This is a genomic window from Pseudomonas sp. LB3P93, from assembly GCF_054898025.1.
In genome coordinates this window covers 2954174-2971594 of the sequence record NZ_CM142713.1, presented here as the reverse complement: position 1 = coordinate 2971594, position 17421 = coordinate 2954174, and the positions used below count along the sequence as shown (strand labels likewise).

The 17421-nt window shown below is 59.7% G+C and carries 19 protein-coding genes; 4 read left to right on the top strand and 15 right to left on the bottom strand.

What is annotated here, in order from left to right; genetic code table 11:
• Positions 1-4 precede the first annotated feature (4 nt).
• The 9 genes from ACYZT8_RS13480 to ACYZT8_RS13440 form a co-directional block, all read right to left on the bottom strand.
• Entirely contained in the window at positions 5-1222 is a 1218-nt protein-coding gene (locus tag ACYZT8_RS13480; RefSeq protein WP_461981818.1) for an amino acid deaminase, read from the bottom strand.
• Between the two features lie 39 nt (positions 1223-1261).
• A complete protein-coding gene (locus ACYZT8_RS13475; RefSeq protein WP_461981816.1) occupies positions 1262-2026 on the bottom strand; it encodes an IclR family transcriptional regulator in 765 nt (254 codons plus the stop codon).
• Between the two features lie 165 nt (positions 2027-2191).
• A complete protein-coding gene (locus ACYZT8_RS13470; protein WP_461981814.1) occupies positions 2192-2581 on the bottom strand; it encodes a RidA family protein in 390 nt (129 codons plus the stop codon).
• Positions 2582-2611: 30 nt separating this feature from the next.
• Positions 2612-3403: an amino acid ABC transporter ATP-binding protein gene (locus ACYZT8_RS13465; RefSeq protein WP_461958619.1), complete on the bottom strand. Its 792-nt coding sequence runs from the start codon at positions 3401-3403 to the stop codon at positions 2612-2614.
• A complete protein-coding gene (locus tag ACYZT8_RS13460; RefSeq protein ID WP_461981812.1) occupies positions 3400-4062 on the bottom strand; it encodes an amino acid ABC transporter permease in 663 nt (220 codons plus the stop codon). Before ACYZT8_RS13460 ends, ACYZT8_RS13465 begins: the two co-directional genes overlap by 4 nt.
• Positions 4063-4071: 9 nt before the next feature.
• Positions 4072-4734 (bottom strand): amino acid ABC transporter permease, encoded by a 663-nt coding sequence (locus ACYZT8_RS13455; protein ID WP_150716893.1) that lies wholly within the window; start codon positions 4732-4734, stop codon positions 4072-4074.
• Positions 4735-4786: 52 nt separating this feature from the next.
• A complete protein-coding gene (locus tag ACYZT8_RS13450; protein ID WP_461981809.1) occupies positions 4787-5635 on the bottom strand; it encodes a transporter substrate-binding domain-containing protein in 849 nt (282 codons plus the stop codon).
• A 299-nt stretch (positions 5636-5934) separates the two neighbouring features.
• A complete protein-coding gene (locus ACYZT8_RS13445) occupies positions 5935-6216 on the bottom strand; it encodes a type II toxin-antitoxin system RelE family toxin (protein WP_461981807.1) in 282 nt (93 codons plus the stop codon).
• Positions 6206-6454, bottom strand: coding sequence for a type II toxin-antitoxin system Phd/YefM family antitoxin (locus ACYZT8_RS13440; protein ID WP_461982460.1), 249 nt, complete (start codon positions 6452-6454; stop codon positions 6206-6208). The genes ACYZT8_RS13445 and ACYZT8_RS13440 overlap by 11 nt, the downstream gene beginning before the upstream one ends.
• Positions 6455-6839: 385 nt before the next feature.
• On the opposite strand from ACYZT8_RS13440, the gene ACYZT8_RS13435 reads away from it, so the two are divergent.
• On the top strand, positions 6840-7271 hold the full coding sequence (locus tag ACYZT8_RS13435; RefSeq protein WP_461981805.1) for a thioredoxin family protein: 432 nt from the start codon (positions 6840-6842) through the stop codon (positions 7269-7271).
• 30 nt (positions 7272-7301) lie between these two features.
• Here the strand turns inward: ACYZT8_RS13435 and ACYZT8_RS13430 are convergent, their stop codons facing one another.
• Both ACYZT8_RS13430 and ACYZT8_RS13425 read right to left on the bottom strand, forming a co-directional pair.
• The gene (locus ACYZT8_RS13430; RefSeq protein ID WP_461981803.1) at positions 7302-8858 is read right to left on the bottom strand and encodes a TerC family protein; all 1557 of its coding nucleotides are present in this window, start codon (positions 8856-8858) and stop codon (positions 7302-7304) included.
• A 267-nt stretch (positions 8859-9125) separates the two neighbouring features.
• Entirely contained in the window at positions 9126-9992 is an 867-nt protein-coding gene (locus tag ACYZT8_RS13425) for a LysR family transcriptional regulator (RefSeq protein ID WP_461981801.1), read from the bottom strand.
• Positions 9993-10156: 164 nt separating this feature from the next.
• Here ACYZT8_RS13425 and ACYZT8_RS13420 point away from each other — a divergent pair, with 164 nt between their 5' ends.
• Positions 10157-11695: an MFS transporter gene (locus tag ACYZT8_RS13420; protein WP_461981799.1), complete on the top strand. Its 1539-nt coding sequence runs from the start codon at positions 10157-10159 to the stop codon at positions 11693-11695.
• A gap of 63 nt (positions 11696-11758) precedes the next feature.
• A complete protein-coding gene (locus ACYZT8_RS13415; RefSeq protein WP_461981797.1) occupies positions 11759-12016 on the top strand; it encodes a DUF2790 domain-containing protein in 258 nt (85 codons plus the stop codon).
• On the opposite strand, the gene ACYZT8_RS13410 is transcribed toward ACYZT8_RS13415, so the two are convergent.
• The gene (locus ACYZT8_RS13410; RefSeq protein ID WP_461981795.1) at positions 12013-12417 is read right to left on the bottom strand and encodes a MerR family transcriptional regulator; all 405 of its coding nucleotides are present in this window, start codon (positions 12415-12417) and stop codon (positions 12013-12015) included. The genes ACYZT8_RS13415 and ACYZT8_RS13410 overlap by 4 nt on opposite strands.
• 77 nt (positions 12418-12494) lie before the next feature.
• On the opposite strand from ACYZT8_RS13410, the gene ACYZT8_RS13405 reads away from it, so the two are divergent.
• Positions 12495-13724, top strand: coding sequence for an NADH:flavin oxidoreductase/NADH oxidase family protein (locus tag ACYZT8_RS13405; RefSeq protein ID WP_461981793.1), 1230 nt, complete (start codon positions 12495-12497; stop codon positions 13722-13724).
• A gap of 129 nt (positions 13725-13853) precedes the next feature.
• Here ACYZT8_RS13405 and ACYZT8_RS13400 read toward each other — a convergent pair whose 3' ends face one another.
• The 3 genes from ACYZT8_RS13400 to ACYZT8_RS13390 all read right to left on the bottom strand — a co-directional run bounded on the left by ACYZT8_RS13400 (position 13854) and on the right by ACYZT8_RS13390 (position 17348).
• Entirely contained in the window at positions 13854-15500 is a 1647-nt protein-coding gene (locus tag ACYZT8_RS13400; protein WP_461981791.1) for a phospholipase D-like domain-containing protein, read from the bottom strand.
• 184 nt (positions 15501-15684) lie between these two features.
• Complete coding sequence (locus ACYZT8_RS13395) at positions 15685-16296, bottom strand: vWA domain-containing protein (protein ID WP_461982458.1); 612 nt, start codon at positions 16294-16296, stop codon at positions 15685-15687.
• Between the two features lie 53 nt (positions 16297-16349).
• Positions 16350-17348 carry an ATP-binding protein gene (locus ACYZT8_RS13390; RefSeq protein ID WP_461981789.1) on the bottom strand — a complete coding sequence of 333 codons (999 nt, stop codon included), beginning with the start codon at positions 17346-17348 and terminating at the stop codon, positions 16350-16352.
• Positions 17349-17421 lie beyond the last annotated feature (73 nt).

Here is a 17421-nt window from a genome sequence, read left to right as displayed (position 1 = left end):
AGCCTTAGAAACAGGTTTCCATGGTTTCGATGACGTTCAGCTGCTCATCCACCAGACACCCCGTACGCCATTTGTCGAACGTCAGGCACGGGTGCGAAGTGCCGAACGAAATGATGTCGCCCACCCGCAACTCAACCCCCGGCGCCACCGTCATGAACGCATGCTGGTCCATGACTGCCGTCACCTTGCAGGCGCTGACATCGTCGCCGGTGGCAGGCACCACGCCGGCCTTGTAACGCAGCAACGGCACCGGCAAACCCGCGTCGTAGGCCACGTCACGCTTACCCAGGGCGATCACCGCGAAACCCGGCTCCGGCAACGATTGCACATGCGCCCAGACTTCCAGCGCCGGGCGCAGCCCCTCGTGCAAGTCACTGCGACGGTCGAGTACGCAGCATTGCGCTTCTTTGTAGATGCCATGGTCGTGAGCCACGTAGCTGCCGGGGCGCAACACGCTGAGGAAACGTCCGCTGGCGTTCTGCGCTTCAAAGGACTCAGCGATCAAGTCGTACCAGGCCGAGCCCGAGGCGGTGATGATCGGCTTGGGAATCGCGAACGCGCCGCTGTCCTGCAACTGCACGGCCAGACGCACCAGGGACGCAGCGAATTCACGAATACCGGTGACCGCATGATCACCGTGGATCACGCCTTCGTAGCCTTCAATCCCGGTCAGCGCCAGCGCCGGTTGAGCGTTGATGGCTTTGGCCAGCGCGACCACTTCTTCTTCACTGCGGCAACCGCAACGGCCGCCAACCACGCCGTACTCGATCATCACGTTCAGGCGCACACCACGCGAGGCGAAATAGGTCCCCAAGTCAGCAACGTTGTCCGGGTGATCGACCATGCAATGGAAATCGAAGGTCGGGTCCGCCAGCAAATCGGCGATCAGTGCCATGTTCGGCGTGCCGACCAGTTGGTTGGCCATCAACACCCGACGCACGCCATGGGCGTAAGCCGCGCGGGTTTGTGTGGCGCTGGCCAGGGTGATGCCCCAGGCGCCGGCGTCCAGTTGGCGGCGGAACAGCGCAGGGGTCATGCTGGTTTTGCCATGAGGTGCGAGTTCGGCGCCGCTGTTGCTGACAAACGTCTGCATCCAGCGAATGTTGTGCTCCAGCGCTTCGCGGTGCAGCACCAGCGCAGGCAGGCTGACGTCGCGTACCAGGTTGGCGCCGGTCTGGGCAAAGCCCTTTTCCACGGCGGCGGTATTTTGGGCAGAAGACATGGTCGAACTCCTCGCATTCGCGGCTGCAGCCAGCCGCTGTTATTCGTTGATACGCCGGGCCAGGCTATTGGCGCTGTCGATCAGCACCCGGCGATAGTCGTTGTAGTTGTTCTTGGCGTCGTCCCGTGGGGCAACGATGCACAGGGTCGCAATCGCCACGCCGCTGGGGTCTTTGACCGGAGCGGCGAAACAATGGGTAAAGGTGTCGGCGACGCTATCGAAGGAGAAAAACCCATCGATACCGGCCTGACGGATTTCCTTGAGGAACTGCTCCAGCGGCAGACGCTCGCCGTCGGGCAGGATGAAGTCGTCGTGGTCGATCAGGTCGATGATTTGCTGGTCGCTCAAGTGCGTCAGCAGGAGGCGCCCGGACGCGGTCCAGGGGATCGGCGCGTTCTCGCCGATGTCCGAGGAAATGCGGAAATGCCGCTTCCCCTCTTTCATCAGTGCCACGGTGTATTTGCGCCCGTTGAGCAGGCACATCTGCGCGGTTTCATGGGTCTGGCTGACGATCTCCTGCAGGGCGTGATCGGCCTCGCGGGTCAGGTCGAAATGGCGCAAATGCGCCTGCCCGAGGAAGTACAACTGCCGGCCGAGATAAACGTGACCGTCCTTGCCCACGGGTTCGAGAATGCGTCGTTCCAGCAGGGAAGCGACCAGTTCGTAGATCGTGGATTTCGGGCTGTCGATGCCGCTGGCGATTTCATTCGGGCGCAGCGGTTTGCCGACTTCCTTGAGGAAATCGAGGATATCGAACGCCCGGTCCAGACCGCGAGCCCGGCGCTTGATGGTGTCTTCGGTCATGTCATCAGGTTCCCATTCAAAGTGGCCGGGAGTTTACCGCCAATGATCGTTCCCATGCTCTGCGTGGGAATGCAGCCCGGGACGCTCTGCGTCCCAAGAGCGGACGCGGAGCGTCCGTTGAGGCATTCCCACGCAGAGCGTGGGAACGATCAACCACCGCAAATCTCAGGCCTTTTTCTTGTACGCGATGCAGTCGATCTCGACTTTGCAATCAACCATCATGTTTGCCTGCACACAAGCCCGTGCCGGCGCATGTTCAGGTTTGAAGTACTCGGAGAAGATCTTGTTGAAACTGGTGAAATCCCGCGGATCTTCCAGCCACACCCCGGCACGCACCACATCTTCCAGGCCATAACCGGCCTCTTCGAGAATTGCGATCAGGTTCTTCATGGTCTGGTGAGTCTGCTCGACGATGCCGCCAACAATGATCTCGCCATCCACCGCCGGCACTTGGCCAGAAACGTGCAGCCAGCCATCGGCTTCAACGGCGCGGGCGAAAGGACGAGGCGTACCGCCAGCGGCGCTGCTGCCGGCGCCGTAACGAGTAATGCTCATGAGTGTTTCTCCTGATTGAAAAGAAAAAAGTTAAAATCGCGTGTTCTTGAGAAACTCAGCCAGACGCGGCGATTGCGGTCGTTCGAACAGCTCCTTGGGTGGCCCCTGCTCTTCGATCCGCCCTTGATTCATGAATACGATCTTGTCCGAGACCTCGAAGGCAAAACGCATTTCGTGGGTCACCAGCAACATGGTCATGCCTTCATCGGCCAGGCCCTTGATCACGTTCAGCACTTCGCCGACCAGTTCCGGGTCGAGGGCCGAGGTCACTTCATCAAACAGCATCAGGCTCGGGTTCATCGCAATCGCCCGGGCAATAGCCACGCGCTGTTGCTGACCGCCGGACAACTGACCGGGATAGTGATCACGCCGCTCCAGCAAGCCGACCCGCTCCAGCCATTTCTCCGCCAGCGCCACGGCTTCGTCCTTGTGCAGCTTCTTGACCTTGAGCAAGCCAAGGGTGACGTTCTGCAACGCGGTCAGGTGCGGGAACAGGTTGAACTGCTGGAACGCCATGCCGGTCATTGCCCGATGCCGAGCGATGACTTTTTCCGCGTGGCGCACGCGCTTGCCGTTGACCTCGTCATAACCGATGGACTCGCCATCGAGCATGATCTGCCCGCCCTGGAATTCTTCGAGCATGTTCACGCAACGCAGCAACGTGGTCTTGCCCGAACCGCTGGAGCCGATCAGCGTGACCACGTTGCCGCGCTGCAGGGTCAGGTCGACGCCCTTGAGCACTTCAAGCTTGCCGTACTGTTTGTGCAGGCCGCGAATGTCCAGCAGGGCCTGGTTCTGTGTCGAAACTTGAGGTTGAGTCATGGCAAGGCCACCCGCTTTTCAATGTGCCGGCCGAGTAATTCGATGGCGTAGTTGATGACGAAAAACAGAAATCCGGCGAACAGGTAAAACTCCAGCGTCATGAAGGTGCGGGCGATGATCTGCTGCGTGCTGAGCAACAATTCCGCCACACCAATGACCGACAGCAAGGTCGAGGCCTTGACGATCTCGGTGGACGAGTTGACCCAGGTCGGCAGGATCTGCCGCAACGCCTGGGGCAACAACACGTAGCCGAGGGATTGATAAAACGTCAGGCCGATGGCCTTGCTCGCTTCCATCTGACCACTGGGTAACGCTTGCAACGCACCGCGCACAATCTCCGCGACGTGGGAGCCGCAAAACAGTGTCAGTCCCAAGGCGCCGGCCTGAAAGGCGCTGATCTGCCAGCCCAACGCGGGCGCCATGTAAAAGCAGGCCAGCACCAGCACAAACACCGGCGTGCCGCGAATAATGTCCACGTAGAACCGGAACGGCGCGCGCATCCAGAACTTGCCGTAGGTCAGCACCAGCCCGGCGACAATACCGACCAGCGTGCCAAGCAAAATCGCCAGGGCCGAGACCTGCACACTGGTCAAAAAGCCTTGCCAAAGCACCTCCCGTGCGACCCACAACTCATGCAACCAACTAGGGGATTCGTACATGTGGGCCTCCTATCGGCGGATCGCCAGACGCTGCTCGAGGTAACGCAGCATCATGGCAATGAGGTAACAGGCCGCCACATAAAGCGCTGTGGTCACCAGCCAGGTTTCAATCACCCGGTAGCTCTCGACATTGATCTTGCGCGCGTAATAGGTCAGCTCCGGCACCGCAATTGCGGCGGCCAGCGAGGTGTCCTTGAACAGGGAAATGAAGTTGTTCGACAGAGCCGGCAACACATTGCGCAGCATCACCGGCACGGTGACGTAGGCCTTGACCTGCCACTCACCGAGCCCGATGGCCAACCCGGCTTCACGCTGTCCCTTGGGAATGCTCAACAAGCCGCCGCGGAACACTTCAGTCAGGTACGCCCCGGCATACAGCGACAAGGTGATGATGAACGACGGGATCTTGTCCAGACGGATCCCCAGGCCCGGCAACGCGAAGTAGATCAACAGAATTAACACCAGAATCGGCGTATTGCGGATCACCGTCACATACACCGACGCCAGCACCCGCAAGGCGCGGTGCTTTGACAGCAAAGCAAACGCCATCATCAGGCCGATCACGCAACCGATGGCGATCGACACCAGCGCCAGCTCAAGGCCCAGACCGAGCCCCGCCAGCAAGGTGTCGAAATCGCGCCACACGGCGGCAAAGTTCAACTGATAGTTCATGGTCAGCAGTACCTTGAACGGGGCGCGTCATGGGCGCCCCGCTCTCACGGGATCATTTGAATTCGACGGGAAAACCGATGGCGGGAGTCGGCAGGTCAACGCCGAACCATTGCTTGAAGGACGCCGCGTAAGTCGGGAACTCAACGCCGGTCATGGCTTCATGCAAGGTGGTGTTGACGAAGTTCAGCCAGTCCTGATCGCCACGTTTGACCGCGCAGGCGTAAGTCTGTGGGCTCCAGGCGTAAGCCGGGCTGCGATAGCGGCCAGGGTTCTGCACCATCAGGTATTTCACCGACGACTGATCGGTAGCCGCGGCGTCGGCACGGCCAGAGTTGACGGCCTGATACATCAAATCAACGCTGTCGTACTGATCGACCTTGGCTTTGGGCAAGGCTTGATGCACCAGCTCTTCGGCGTACACGTTCTGCAGCACCGCCACGGTCACGCTGTCGTTGGCCGCCTTGAGGTCTTCGATTTCCTTGTACTTGCTGTTGGCCGGCAACAGCAGGCCGACGCCTTCGCGGTAGTACGGCAGGGTGAACGCCACCTGCTGCGCACGGCTGGCGGTCACGGTGATGAACTGGCAACTGATGTCGACCTTGTCAGTCAGCAGGTTGGGAATCCGCGCATCGGACGACTGCACCACGAACTCGACCTTGGTCGGGTCGTTGAACAAGCCCTTGGCGATCATGCGCCCGATATCGATATCGAACCCCTGCAACTTGCCATCCGCTCCCTGGAAGTGCCACGGCGCATTGGTACTGCCCGTGCCCACAATCAGTTTCCCGCGGGCCAGCACGCTATCGAGCTTGCCCTCCGCCGCCTGGGCCACGCCCATGGCAGCAGCAGACGCTGCGACAAGAAAAATACACGCTTTGAACAAGGAAGGTCGGCGATGCATGGCAAGCACTCCAGGGTGATGTTTATTCCGCTATACCGGACGCTGGTATGTAACAACGGAATAGACAGCAGAAAGTGTGCCACAGGTTGCGAGGGGAATGTTGGGGAGATTGAAAAGTGTGTTAAATCAGATGGATGGATAAAAAAAACAAAAATAATGTTAAGAAACGCACCAGCGAGCTCCGCTACCGTTGGCTACAACGTGCGGGTACGTGGTTCACAGTTGGGGCATTTGACGAGTTAATCCGGTGCGGCTTGTCATCGGAAAAGGCAGATGAGAATGGATTTCAGCAAAGCGCATCAGCGAGTGACCGCATCCTTGTAAACTTCGCCCCGCTCTCTTTTTCCCACCGCTATCACCGTCACCACCAATACTTCATCCCTAACGCGATAAACCATTCGATACCCGGCACTCCGAAGCTTGATTTTGTAAGCATTTCCAAGCCCGATGAGTCGGTCTGCGGGAACGTGCGGGTTTAAAAGTCGCTCTTGAAGCTTCTTTTTGAACTGATCCTTCAGATTTACGCCAAGCTTTTTCCACTCTTTCCAGGCTTTTTCAGAAAACTCCAGCTCATAGGTCATCAATCGAAACCTTAATGGTTGGGTCGTCTTCCCTTTCTTTACAAAGGGCAAGCAACTCCAGATCCTCCAGGCGATTTATCAAGGCTTCGTATTCTTTGGCGGGAACACAATAGAAAGCCGGTTCATTGCGGTTAAGAATTGCAACAGACAAACCACCGCCGGCAGCGACGGTGCCCATCGGGTTTTTTTTCAGTTCAGAGATGCTGGCCACCACCTGCGAAAGCACGATATGTGTCATGAAGTTGTTCCTTAGGGTGCTTTTAGAGGTGCTCAAAATAGCACTCCAAAGCATCTCTGCCTCTATCCTTTCGGCATAAAGATGGCGTTCACCATATGTCGCCTGTTGCCTGTCATTTCGTGGATTTATCTTGCGCTCCAGGTTCTCACTCATTGTTTTAGCCACCCCTTCCCAGTCCATGACCGCCTTCATTGACGGAAGGAAAAAAGTATCACGTTACGCACTTCTGGCTTTCCGTGATTGCTGTCGGGCTGATCCTACAAGCCGGTAAGTCGATTCCTGATAACCGTAGGAAAATCTACCTGTAATTTCTGACAGTAGACCCACCCGCTTCCACTCCTTTACCGTCGACAGACTCTCAAGGACAGTGAAAAAGGAGGTTTCAATGCGCTCGGCAAACACCCGCAACGCACTGGCTCCGGTCTACCGCAAAGCCCTGAAAACCTGGCGCCCGGTGATTTTGTACTTCGGCAGTCCACCTTGCATGGCCTGCGAAATGGCCGGGCCGATCTTTCGCCAGATCGCCGAGGCTTATCGGCATCACGCGCACATTTACATGCTGGACACCAGCGAATCGCCTCGGCACCCGAACGTCACCGGCACCCCGACCGTGCTGTTTTACAAGGACGGGAAGCTACTGAAAAAGCTCAAAGGCATCGGCACTGAACAAACCCTGCAGGAAGAGTTCGCCAGGCACATCGGCAGGGTGAAACCGGCAACGGTGACCCGAAAACCGGTTCACGATCTGGCGTGGTTACGCCAGACCCTGCACAGACTGTGCACCGTTCCTCGGGCGCACAGGTTGATCGGGGCTTGAGCAATGATCATTCCCACGCACGGAAACGATCTAAACAGCGCGCTCCAGCAACACCCGCGTCACCCGCCGCTCCTCAACCGCCGCCACCGTGAGCCGCCAGCCTTCCCACTCATGGCTGTCACCGATCATCGGCAGGCGATCCAGCAGGCTCACCACCAGCCCGGCAAGGGTTTGATAGTCGTCGGTAGGCTCTGCCGCAAACCCGGTCCGCTGTCGCACCCGTGCCAGGTTCAACGCGCCGCTGACCATGAACCCACCGTTCTCCTCGACCACATCCGGGCCCTCGATTTCGCTGGCATCCGGCAACTCGCCGGCGATCGATTCGAGAATGTCTGTCATGGTCAAGACACCGACAAAGTCACCGAACTCATTGACCACAAACGCAATGTGCGTCGAGGCTTTGCGCATCTGTTCCAAGGCATTGAGGATCGAGTAACTGTCCAGCAAGTTGATGGTCTTACGCGCCAGACACTCAAGGCCGGGCTGGTTGCCGGCCAGGTATTCCTTGAGCAATTCCTTCTTGTGCACGAAGCCCAGCGGTTCATCCACCGCGCCATCGCGAATCAGCGGCAGGCGTGAATAGGACGAATTCATCAGGCGCGTGCGAATGGCTTCGGCATCATCGGACAGATCAATGTGATCGACATCAGCGCGCACCGTCATCAAGGTGCGGATCGGTCGCTCGGCGAGTTGCAGCACACCACTGATCATCACCCGTTCGCGACGGTCGAACAGACCTGTGCTCGGTACTTCACCGTTGTCCAGCAGGTCGGCAATTTCTTCTCCAACCTCCTCCACCGCCAGCGTGCGGCCACCCAGCAGGCGCATCACGGCGTGGGCCGTGCGCTCACGTATCGGGCGCAGGCCCTGCATCGATTTTTTACGGCGCGCCCGGGCAATCTGGTTGAAGACCTCGATCAGGATCGAGAAACCGATGGCCGCGTACAGGTAGCCCTTCGGAATGTGGAAGCCCAGGCCTTCAGCGGTCAGCGCGAAACCGATCATCATCAAAAAGCCCAGACAGAGCATGATCACTGTCGGGTGTTCGTTGACGAAGCGGGTCAGCGGCTTGCTGGCGACGATCATCAGGCCGATGGAAATAATCACCGCGATCATCATCACGGCCAGTTCATCGACCATGCCCACAGCGGTAATCACCGCATCGAGGGAGAACACCGCATCGAGCACCACGATCTGCGCCACGATCGGCCAGAACATCGCATAAGTTGCGTTAGAAGTGCGTTGGCCGACATGGCCTTCGAGGCGCTCGTGCAATTCCATGGTGGCCTTGAACAACAAGAACACACCGCCGAACAGCATGATCAAGTCGCGGCCGGAGAAGCTCTTGTCGAACACCTCGAACAACGGTTGAGTCAGGGTCACCAGCCACGAAATACTCGCCAGCAGGCCCAGGCGCATCAGCAACGCCAGGGACAAGCCGATGAGCCGCGCACGGTCGCGTTGCTCGGGCGGCAGCTTGTCGGCAAGGATGGCGATAAACACCAGGTTGTCGATGCCCAGCACCAGCTCCAGCACAATTAGCGTCAACAGGCCCAGCCATGCGGTGGGGTCAGCTATCCATTCCATAAAAACGTCTCGATCTCTTCAGTGAATTCAGAAAGCCGGGCACGGCAAGGCGCGGCGCAGAGGCCGTGGCGGAGAAGTGACAAGGGGATTCGGAAGTCGGAAGACCGGATGTTTCGCGTGCATCAAGACCGCGTGGTAGCGCAAGGAGAAAGGATAACCGGGAGGCTCCAAAAGGGTGTTCATGCAAATCCTGAAAGGAAAATGGCCTTGGAGCGTACAGGCGAAAGCGACATTTGCTACAGCCGGAAATCATTACAAAATCTGTATTCAGCGCTTTTTGACCTGCTCGATGTACCTGACCACCGCCGCCGACTTCTCGAACCGCCGATGGATCAACGACAGCCACGACGTTGCCTCGCAGCCCTTGATCGTCCGGTACAACACACCGGGCAACCCCACATGCCCGACCACCGACTCCGGCACGACCGCCACGCCCTGCCCCAACGAAACCAATGCAATCACCGCCACCAGACCGCCCGGCTGCGCACCCAGTTTCGGCGCAAATCCGCCCTCGGCGGCGACTTGCAAAGTGCCGCTGATTTGCTCCGGCAAAATGAACGTCTCGTTTTGCAGATGCTCCGGACTGATGTCCGGCAGACGACACAGCCAGGACTCGGTGGACAGCGCCAGCACAAAGCCTTCCGAGTCCAGGCGAATGGCCTCCAGGCCATCGGGCAAGGTCATGGGTGAGCGGACATAACCGATATCGAATCGCCCCTCGACCACCATGGCCGGCAACGACGCCATCGGGCTTTCCCGAACATTGAAGCTGACGTCCGGACACTCGCGACTGAAGGCCTGCACCTGTTTTTGCAGCAACCCCGAGTACACCGCCGACGCCACGTAACCGAGTTCGATATGACCGATGTCCCCGCGTCCGGCCCGCTTGGCATTGTGCTGGGCGTACTCGAATTGCCGCACCGTCGCCTCGGCCTCGATCATCAACGCGGCACCGGCTTCGGTCAGGCTCACTTCACGTGTCTGGCGCACGAACAGTCGCGTACCGAGTTCGTTCTCCATGTCCTGAATCTGTCGAGTCAAGGTTGGCGGTGCGATACCGAGTTGTTCGGCGGCGCGGGTAAAGTTGCCCTGCCGGGCAACGGCCAGAAAGTAGCGGAAATGCCGTATGTCCATGGGTGCATTAGCTCAAAGGTAATGAAGTCCCGATAACAGGCTAACAAAGCCGATAAACGACCGCGATAAGCTCACTGGCAATCACAGTAGAGAGCCATCGTCATGTACGTCAAACCCATTTTCTGCGCCGCGGTCAGCAATCTTGCCCAAAAGGCAATCACGCCATGAGCCGGGTCAGTCAACGTCTGACACTACTGACGGCCTCCGGCGTGTGCTCGCTGATCGTGCTCGACACCAACATCGTCGCCGTCACCTTGCCGACCATCGCCCGGGACCTGGGCGCGAACTTTGCCGACATCGAATGGGTGGTCAGCGCATACATGCTGGCGTTCGCGGCCTTGTTGCTGCCTGCGGGCAGCATCGCCGATCGCTTTGGCCGGCAGAAAACCATGCTCTGTGGCCTGGGCATTTTCATCCTCGCCTCCATCGGATGCGGCGCGGCGCCCACTGCGTTGTTCCTCGACATCGCGCGTGCGATCAAGGGTGTCGGCGCGGCATTGCTGCTGACCTCGGCGCTGGCCGCCATCGGCCACACCTTTCACGATGAAGTCGAACGAGCCAAGGCCTGGGCGTTTTGGGGCGCGTGCATGGGCGTGGCGATGACTGCTGCGCCGACGGTCGGCGGGCTGATCACCGAGTATGTCGGCTGGCGCTGGATCTTCTACCTCAACCTGCCGGTGGGAGCGTTCTTGATGTACATGGTCTGGCACGCCGTGCCGGAATCGAGGAACACCCAGTCTGCGCGCCTTGATCCCTGGGGCAGCCTGGCGTTCAGTGCGAGCTTGCTGTGCCTGATCTGGGGTTTGATCGAAGCCAACCGGATCGGCTGGAGCAACCCGGTCACCTACGCCCGACTCATCGGTGGCGCGCTGCTGTTGGGACTGTTTGTGGTGATTGAACGGATGCAACAGCGGCCGATGGTCGACCTGCAATTGTTCAAGCATCCGCGTTTCATCGGCGCCCTGCTCGGCATGTTTGCCTATGCCGGTTGCGCCCAGGTGATGATGACGTTGCTGCCGTTCTACCTGCAAAACGGCTTGGGCTTCTCAGCCATCGCCTCGGGGCTGGGGATGTTGCCGTTTGCGGTGACCATGTTGATTTGCCCGCGAATCGGCGCTCGGCTGGCCAATCGATTTTCCCCTGCGACGCTGATGGCGGCGGGTTTGACCTTGGTCGGCAGCGGCAACCTGCTCAGTGCCTGGGCCGTCAGCAGCGGCGGTTACCTGCCCTTCGCATTGGCCATTGCCGTGACGGGCGCCGGGGCCGGCCTGCTCAATGGCGACACGCAAAAAAACATCATGGCCTGCGTGCCCCGCGAGCGCACAGGCATGGCCTCGGGCATGAGCACCACCATGCGTTTCAGCGCAATCGTGTTGGCCATCGGCGTGTTCGGTGCCTTGCTGTCCAGTCATACCGAACTGTTGCTGCACACCAACCTGTCGACCCAGGGTACGCAATGGCTCGACCAGACCCAGGGCATTGCCTCGCGGGTGGTCGCCGGTGACATGACCGCAGCGATGAACCTGCTTCCGGAAACCGCGCGTGCGTTGGTCGAACCGTTGGCACGTCAGGCGTTCGTCGGCGGCTTCAGTCTGCTGCTGATAGTCGCCGGTTTGCTGGCTTTGCTGGGGGCACTGGTGGTCGGCACGCTGATGCGCAATCCGATCCCCGCGCAGAAAAGTTTTTCCCTGAGCCTGGAATAAACCCCAACGGGGCTCGTCGTACTGCCACTGAAATCATTCAGTAGCCACTACGAGAGCCCCATCATGAAACGCATTCTGTCCGCCCTGTTTCTCATCAGTCTGAGCGGTGTTGCAGCGGCCGCTTCCATCGACAATTCCAGCACGCAGAAAGTCGAGGACTACAAGTATTCGACGCCGCTCCATATCGCCAAAGTGCTCAACATGACCCGCAACGAAGGCTGCGGACCCGGCGCGAGGGAGATGACCTACATCGACACCATGGGCACCACCCATGTCCTGCGTTACCAGGCCTTTGGCGAAGACTGTCTCGGTCAGAATTAATGCTTGAGCGACGCCAGTACCCGCTCGGCATTCTCACCGCAGGCCATCCCTTCGGGCCGTGCCTGAATGTTTTCGATCAACCCCAGCAACTGCGCCTTGCTCTGCGCCAGGTGCAGTTGCATCGCTTCGATCTGTTCGACTTTGCGGCCTAGACCCGCCACCAGCTCATCGTGCTTGAATTCGCCTGTCGCCGTGTCCGGCAACAACAACTTCAGTTCTTCAAGGCTGAACCCGGCTTGCTGGGCGCACTGGATGATTTTCAAGGTCTGCAGGACTTGCGGCGGGTAACGCCGATAACCGTTGGCCAGACGTTCCACCTGCTGAATCAAGCCCTGAGCCTCGTAAAACCGAATGCGCGACGGGTTCAACCCGCTCAATTGAGCCAATTCACCAATCTTCATCACGGCCTCACTTGACTGCTTGACATTAAAGTTAACTTTAAGCTTAGCCTCTACGCTTTACTGATGAGGAGTCAAGCATGTCGCCCTTCCAAACGCTGAATTTGCCCAACGGCCAGACCCTCGGTAATCGCATCGCCAAAGCCGCGATGGAAGAGAACCTCGCGGATACTGGGCAAGCGCCGTCCAGCGCGCTGTTTCAGCTGTATCAGGCCTGGGCGGAGGGCGAAACCGGACTGCTGCTGACCGGCAACGTGATGATCGATCGCCGCGCCATGACAGGCCCTGCGGGTGTCGTGCTGGAAGACGAACGGCATCTTGAGCAGTTTCGTCAGTGGGCCACCATCGGCCGGTCTGGAGGTGCGCATTTCTGGATGCAGCTCAATCACCCCGGCCGCCAGACCATGGCCAACCTCGGTCAGCAAGCTTGGGCACCGTCGGCCGTGGCGCTGGATCTGGGTTCGTTTTCCAAGATGTTTGCCGAGCCCAAACCGATGTCGGAAAGCGATATCGCCGAGGTCATCCAACGCTTCGCCACCAGTGCGGCCCTGGCGGAAAAAGCCGGTTTCACCGGCGTGCAGATTCATGCCGCGCACGGCTATCTGATCAGCCAGTTCCTCTCGCCCTTGACCAATCGCCGCACCGACCTCTGGGGTGGTTCGCTGGAAAATCGCGCGCGCCTGCTGCTGGCGGTGGTCAGCGCTGTGCGCCAAGCCGTGTCGCCACAGTTTTGTGTCGCGGTAAAACTCAACTCCGCAGACTTCCAGCGCGGCGGTTTCGATGCCGACGACGCCCGGCAAGTGATCCAGTGGCTCAACGACCAACCGCTGGATTTGCTGGAGCTGTCCGGTGGCAGCTACGAAGCACCGGCCATGCAAGGCGAAGCCCGCGACGGCAGGACCTTGGCGCGGGAGGCGTACTTTCTGGAGATGGCCGGCGAACTGGCCAGCGTGGCGAACATGCCGGTGATGGTGACGGGCGGGATCCGTCGCCTGGCGATCGTCGAACAGGTGCTCGACAGCGGCATCGCCATGGCCGGTATCGGCACGGCGCTGGCCATCGAACCGCAGTTGGTCAAACGCTGGCGCGATGGCCAGAACAACCACCCGCAACTGCCGCCGATCCGCTGGAAACGCAAACCGCTGGCCGCCCTGGCGGGCATGGCCGTGGTGAAGTTCCAGTTGCATCGCCTGAGCCGCGGGCGCAAGACCCGGCCCGGGGTTTCGGCGATATGGGCGTTGATTCTCGATCAGCTGTACATCGCCCGGCGTACGCGGCAGTACCGGCAGGCGATGGGGAAGAACCCATAAAATAAAACCGCGTCGCTCCCATCGCGAGCAGGCTCGCTCCCACAGGGATCTTCGCCATAGGGAGATCCAATGTGGGAGTGAGCCGGCTCCGGGCGGCGTTCCGACGATTGGGCCAGTGAGGTCGGTGATTCACTGCCCGGAAAAACGCAATCTCGACAGGCTGCGCAAATCCCCCTCGACATAGTAATCATCAGTCCAACTGTCCCCCGCCACCAACGGATGAACCTCCTTGAGCTCCAGCTTCTTCGCAAAATAACGAAACCGGTAATGCTCATAAAACCGCAGCAACTCCAGACCATACCGATCCGCCAGGTCGGTATCGCCGCGAATGATCAGGTAGTTCTCGTCGTTACTGCCACTGGCCGCCGCACTGAGGTTATGGCTGCCGCTGATGATCGTCGGTGAGTCGCTGGTGAAATCCGTGACGATGGCTTTGGTGTGCACCAACAAGTTGCCCTTCTGGCCTTCCTTGCTCTCCATGAGCCAGCCTTCCAGACCGGTATTGAGCAGCGCAACCGTGGAGAATTCGGCGGTGCGGTCGGCGTGAAACCCGGTGATTTCGCTGGCGGAGTTTTGCAGACCGTAGCGCAGGATGTCGTCGTGGGGCTGGCCTAGCAAGGCGTTGAGGATCTCTTTGGGCAAGGAGAACGCGGTGACGAACAGCAGGTCTTTTTTTGCCCCGTTGATGATGTCGATGAATTCATCCAGGTCTCCCTCACCCGTGCGCGGTGAGAATCCGGCGAACAACGGTTGCGTCGGGTCCATCGGGTTGTGGTGCGTGATCCATTGTCGCGTGGCACCAACATCCTTCGGTGTGCTCCAGACTTGCTCGAACATTTGCAGATAACTGGCGCCGACCCGAGGATCGTCCAGCACATGTATCACGTTGGCCTGGCGGTAGATGCCGTTGGGGGTGAAGTTGGTGCTGCCGCAAAGCACGGCTTCAGGCTGGCGCAGCCCCGCTGCGTCGAGACGGCTCAGGACGATGAACTTATTGTGGAAAATGCTGTGGGTGACCCGGCCGCGTTTGTTCGCCGCCGGGATCTTTTCCAGGCTCGCCTCGTTCAAGGCGGTCGTGTCTTCTTTCTTTTTCGCGTGATAAAGGACGCGAACGTTCACGCCGCGCTCGTGCGCCGCGTTCACCGCATCGACAATCACCGGCAACTGGTACTCATAGATGGCGATATCCAGTGCCCACTGGCCATCGATGGCGCGATCGATAAAACCCAGCAACCGCCCGAGCAAACCGTTCTCCAGCCATTGGCGCGGAGCATCGGGCCAGGCTTCGATGGGGAGCCTCTTCTTGTCACTTATGAGCGCGTCGAGCTCGGGAAACTTGCGCTGGAACGCCTGACTGGCGGCCACTGCGCGGTTGAAATTGACGCTTTGGTTGCCGGGATGGCCGTCGTCGGTGGTGACCGTCACTTCCAGGAACTCATCGAGTTGCGGCGCATCGGCGCTGCCGTAGGCCAGATAAACCCGGTAATGGATCGTCAGCCCCGCATTGACCGCGTAATCGGCCCAGCGGAATTTCTGTAGGGGCGCGATATCGCTCGGGGTGGCGTGATACTGGGGGAAGGTATGGGTCTTGCCCGGGAACGTCAGGCTATTGAACAAAAACCGCCAGGGTTTGTTGCCCTGCTGCTTTTCGATGGCGAAGCCCAGCAGGCCTTTGCGACGGGGTTCGGCCAGATCCATGGCCAACAGCACGCCGTTGGTGCCGGCGTAAGCTTTGACGCGGAAATCGTTCTGATCGTTAACGGCAAGTACGCGCATGATTCACTCCTTTGATCGAATGGCCCTCAGAGCATAGGGCAGCGATGCGGATTCGCCATGAGTATCCGGAACCGGGTTGATGCCATCGCGAGCAGGCTCACTCCCACAGGGGTTTTGTGAACAATGGAGATCCAATGTGGGAGTGAGCCTGCTCGCGATAGGGCCATTACTAACAACACAATTTTCAGCCGGAGATCAGCTCATCAATGTGCCGATAATCCGCTTGCAGCTCTGCCGCCATCTGTTTCGCCCGACCTAACCGAATCGGCCCGCGCTCGATATCAATCAATAACCCTGGGCAATCCAGCACCGGTAACCCCGGCCATTCCTTCAATCGTCCGTCGGTCACCAGCAGCAGCCTTTGCTGTTCCGCCGGAAAGCGTTTTTGCCGTGCCGCCAGCCAGCGCCCCGCTTCGCTCAGCGCCGCCAACAACGGCGTGCCGCCGCCCGCGCCCAGGTCATCGAGCCAGCCACGCAACCCCGCCGAGGCTTTCAAGCCTTGCACCTGCCACTTCGGCGCCTGACCGCTGGCGGTCAACAAGGCCAGACGCGCGCGCTGGCGATACGCGTCGTCGAACAATTGCGCGAGCAAACCCTTGGCATCGCTCAACGCCTGATGACGGCGGGTCGAAGCCGATGCGTCGACGATCACCAGCCACAGTTCATGAGGGCTGCGGGTACGCAGGTGGAACAGCACATCTTTATGCCGACGAGGACGGCCATTGAGCAAGGTGCCGGGCCAGTTGATCGAGCCGCTGCGCGCGGCGTGACGCTTGCCCTGCTTACCGTTATCCAGCCGTCCTGCGCGGGGTTTGGCATTCGCCCCCGCGTCAGAACGAGGGCGAATGCCTAGGGCTTTTTTGGCCAGCTCGGCACTTCACGCCGGGCACCGACCGGCAACGCCTGGGCGGGCATTTCACCCCATTGGCCCTGGCCTTCGCTCGGACTGGAAGATTGAGCCGAAGGCGACTGATTGTGTTGCGGCGCTGGTGGCGATTGCTCGCGACGACGATGACGCAAGGCAAACTCGGCGACGGCGTCGATATCTTCTTCCGCGATAGCGCCCACCCCTCGCCATGCGGCGTGGGCACGGGCAGCACGCAACCAGACCAGATCAGCCCGCAGGCCATCGACAGCGGCGGCAAAACAGCGCTCGGTAATCTGTGCCAGCGATTCATCATCCAGGGGGATGCTCGCCAACAGGCTGCGCGCCTTCTGACAACGTTCGCGCAGCGACTGCTGCTGGCTTTCCCATTCAGCGCAAAAGCGCTGGGGATCGCTGTCGAAATCCAGACGCCGACGGATGATCTGGCCACGTTCAGCCGGTGCGGTATGACCACCGAGGGCTACGTTCAGGCCAAAACGGTCGAGCAGTTGCGGCCGCAGTTCGCCCTCTTCCGGGTTCATGGTGCCGATCAATACAAACTTTGCCGAATGCCGGTGGGAAATACCGTCACGCTCGATCAGGTTGGTGCCGCTGGCGGCCACGTCGAGCAACAGGTCGACGAGGTGATCAGGCAGCAGATTGACTTCATCGACGTAAAGCACACCGCCGTCGGCCTTGGCCAATACACCGGGGGAAAATTGTGCGCGACCTTCGCTCAGGGCGGCGTCAAGATCGAGGGTGCCGACCAGCCGTTCCTCGGTGGCACCGAGGGGCAAGGTGACGAATTGACCGCTGGCCAGCAAGTCCGCCAGGCCTCGGGCGAGGGTCGATTTGGCCATGCCGCGCGGGCCTTCGATCAGCACGCCGCCGATTTTCGGGTCGATGGCGGTCAGGTAGAGGGCGAGCTTCAGATCGTCGGCGCCGACCACGGCGGAGAGCGGGAAATGCGGGGTGTCGGTCATTTATATATCTCGGTCATGGTCGGCAAAATCAAAAACACCTCGATCCCTGTGGGAGCGAGCCTGCTCGCGATAG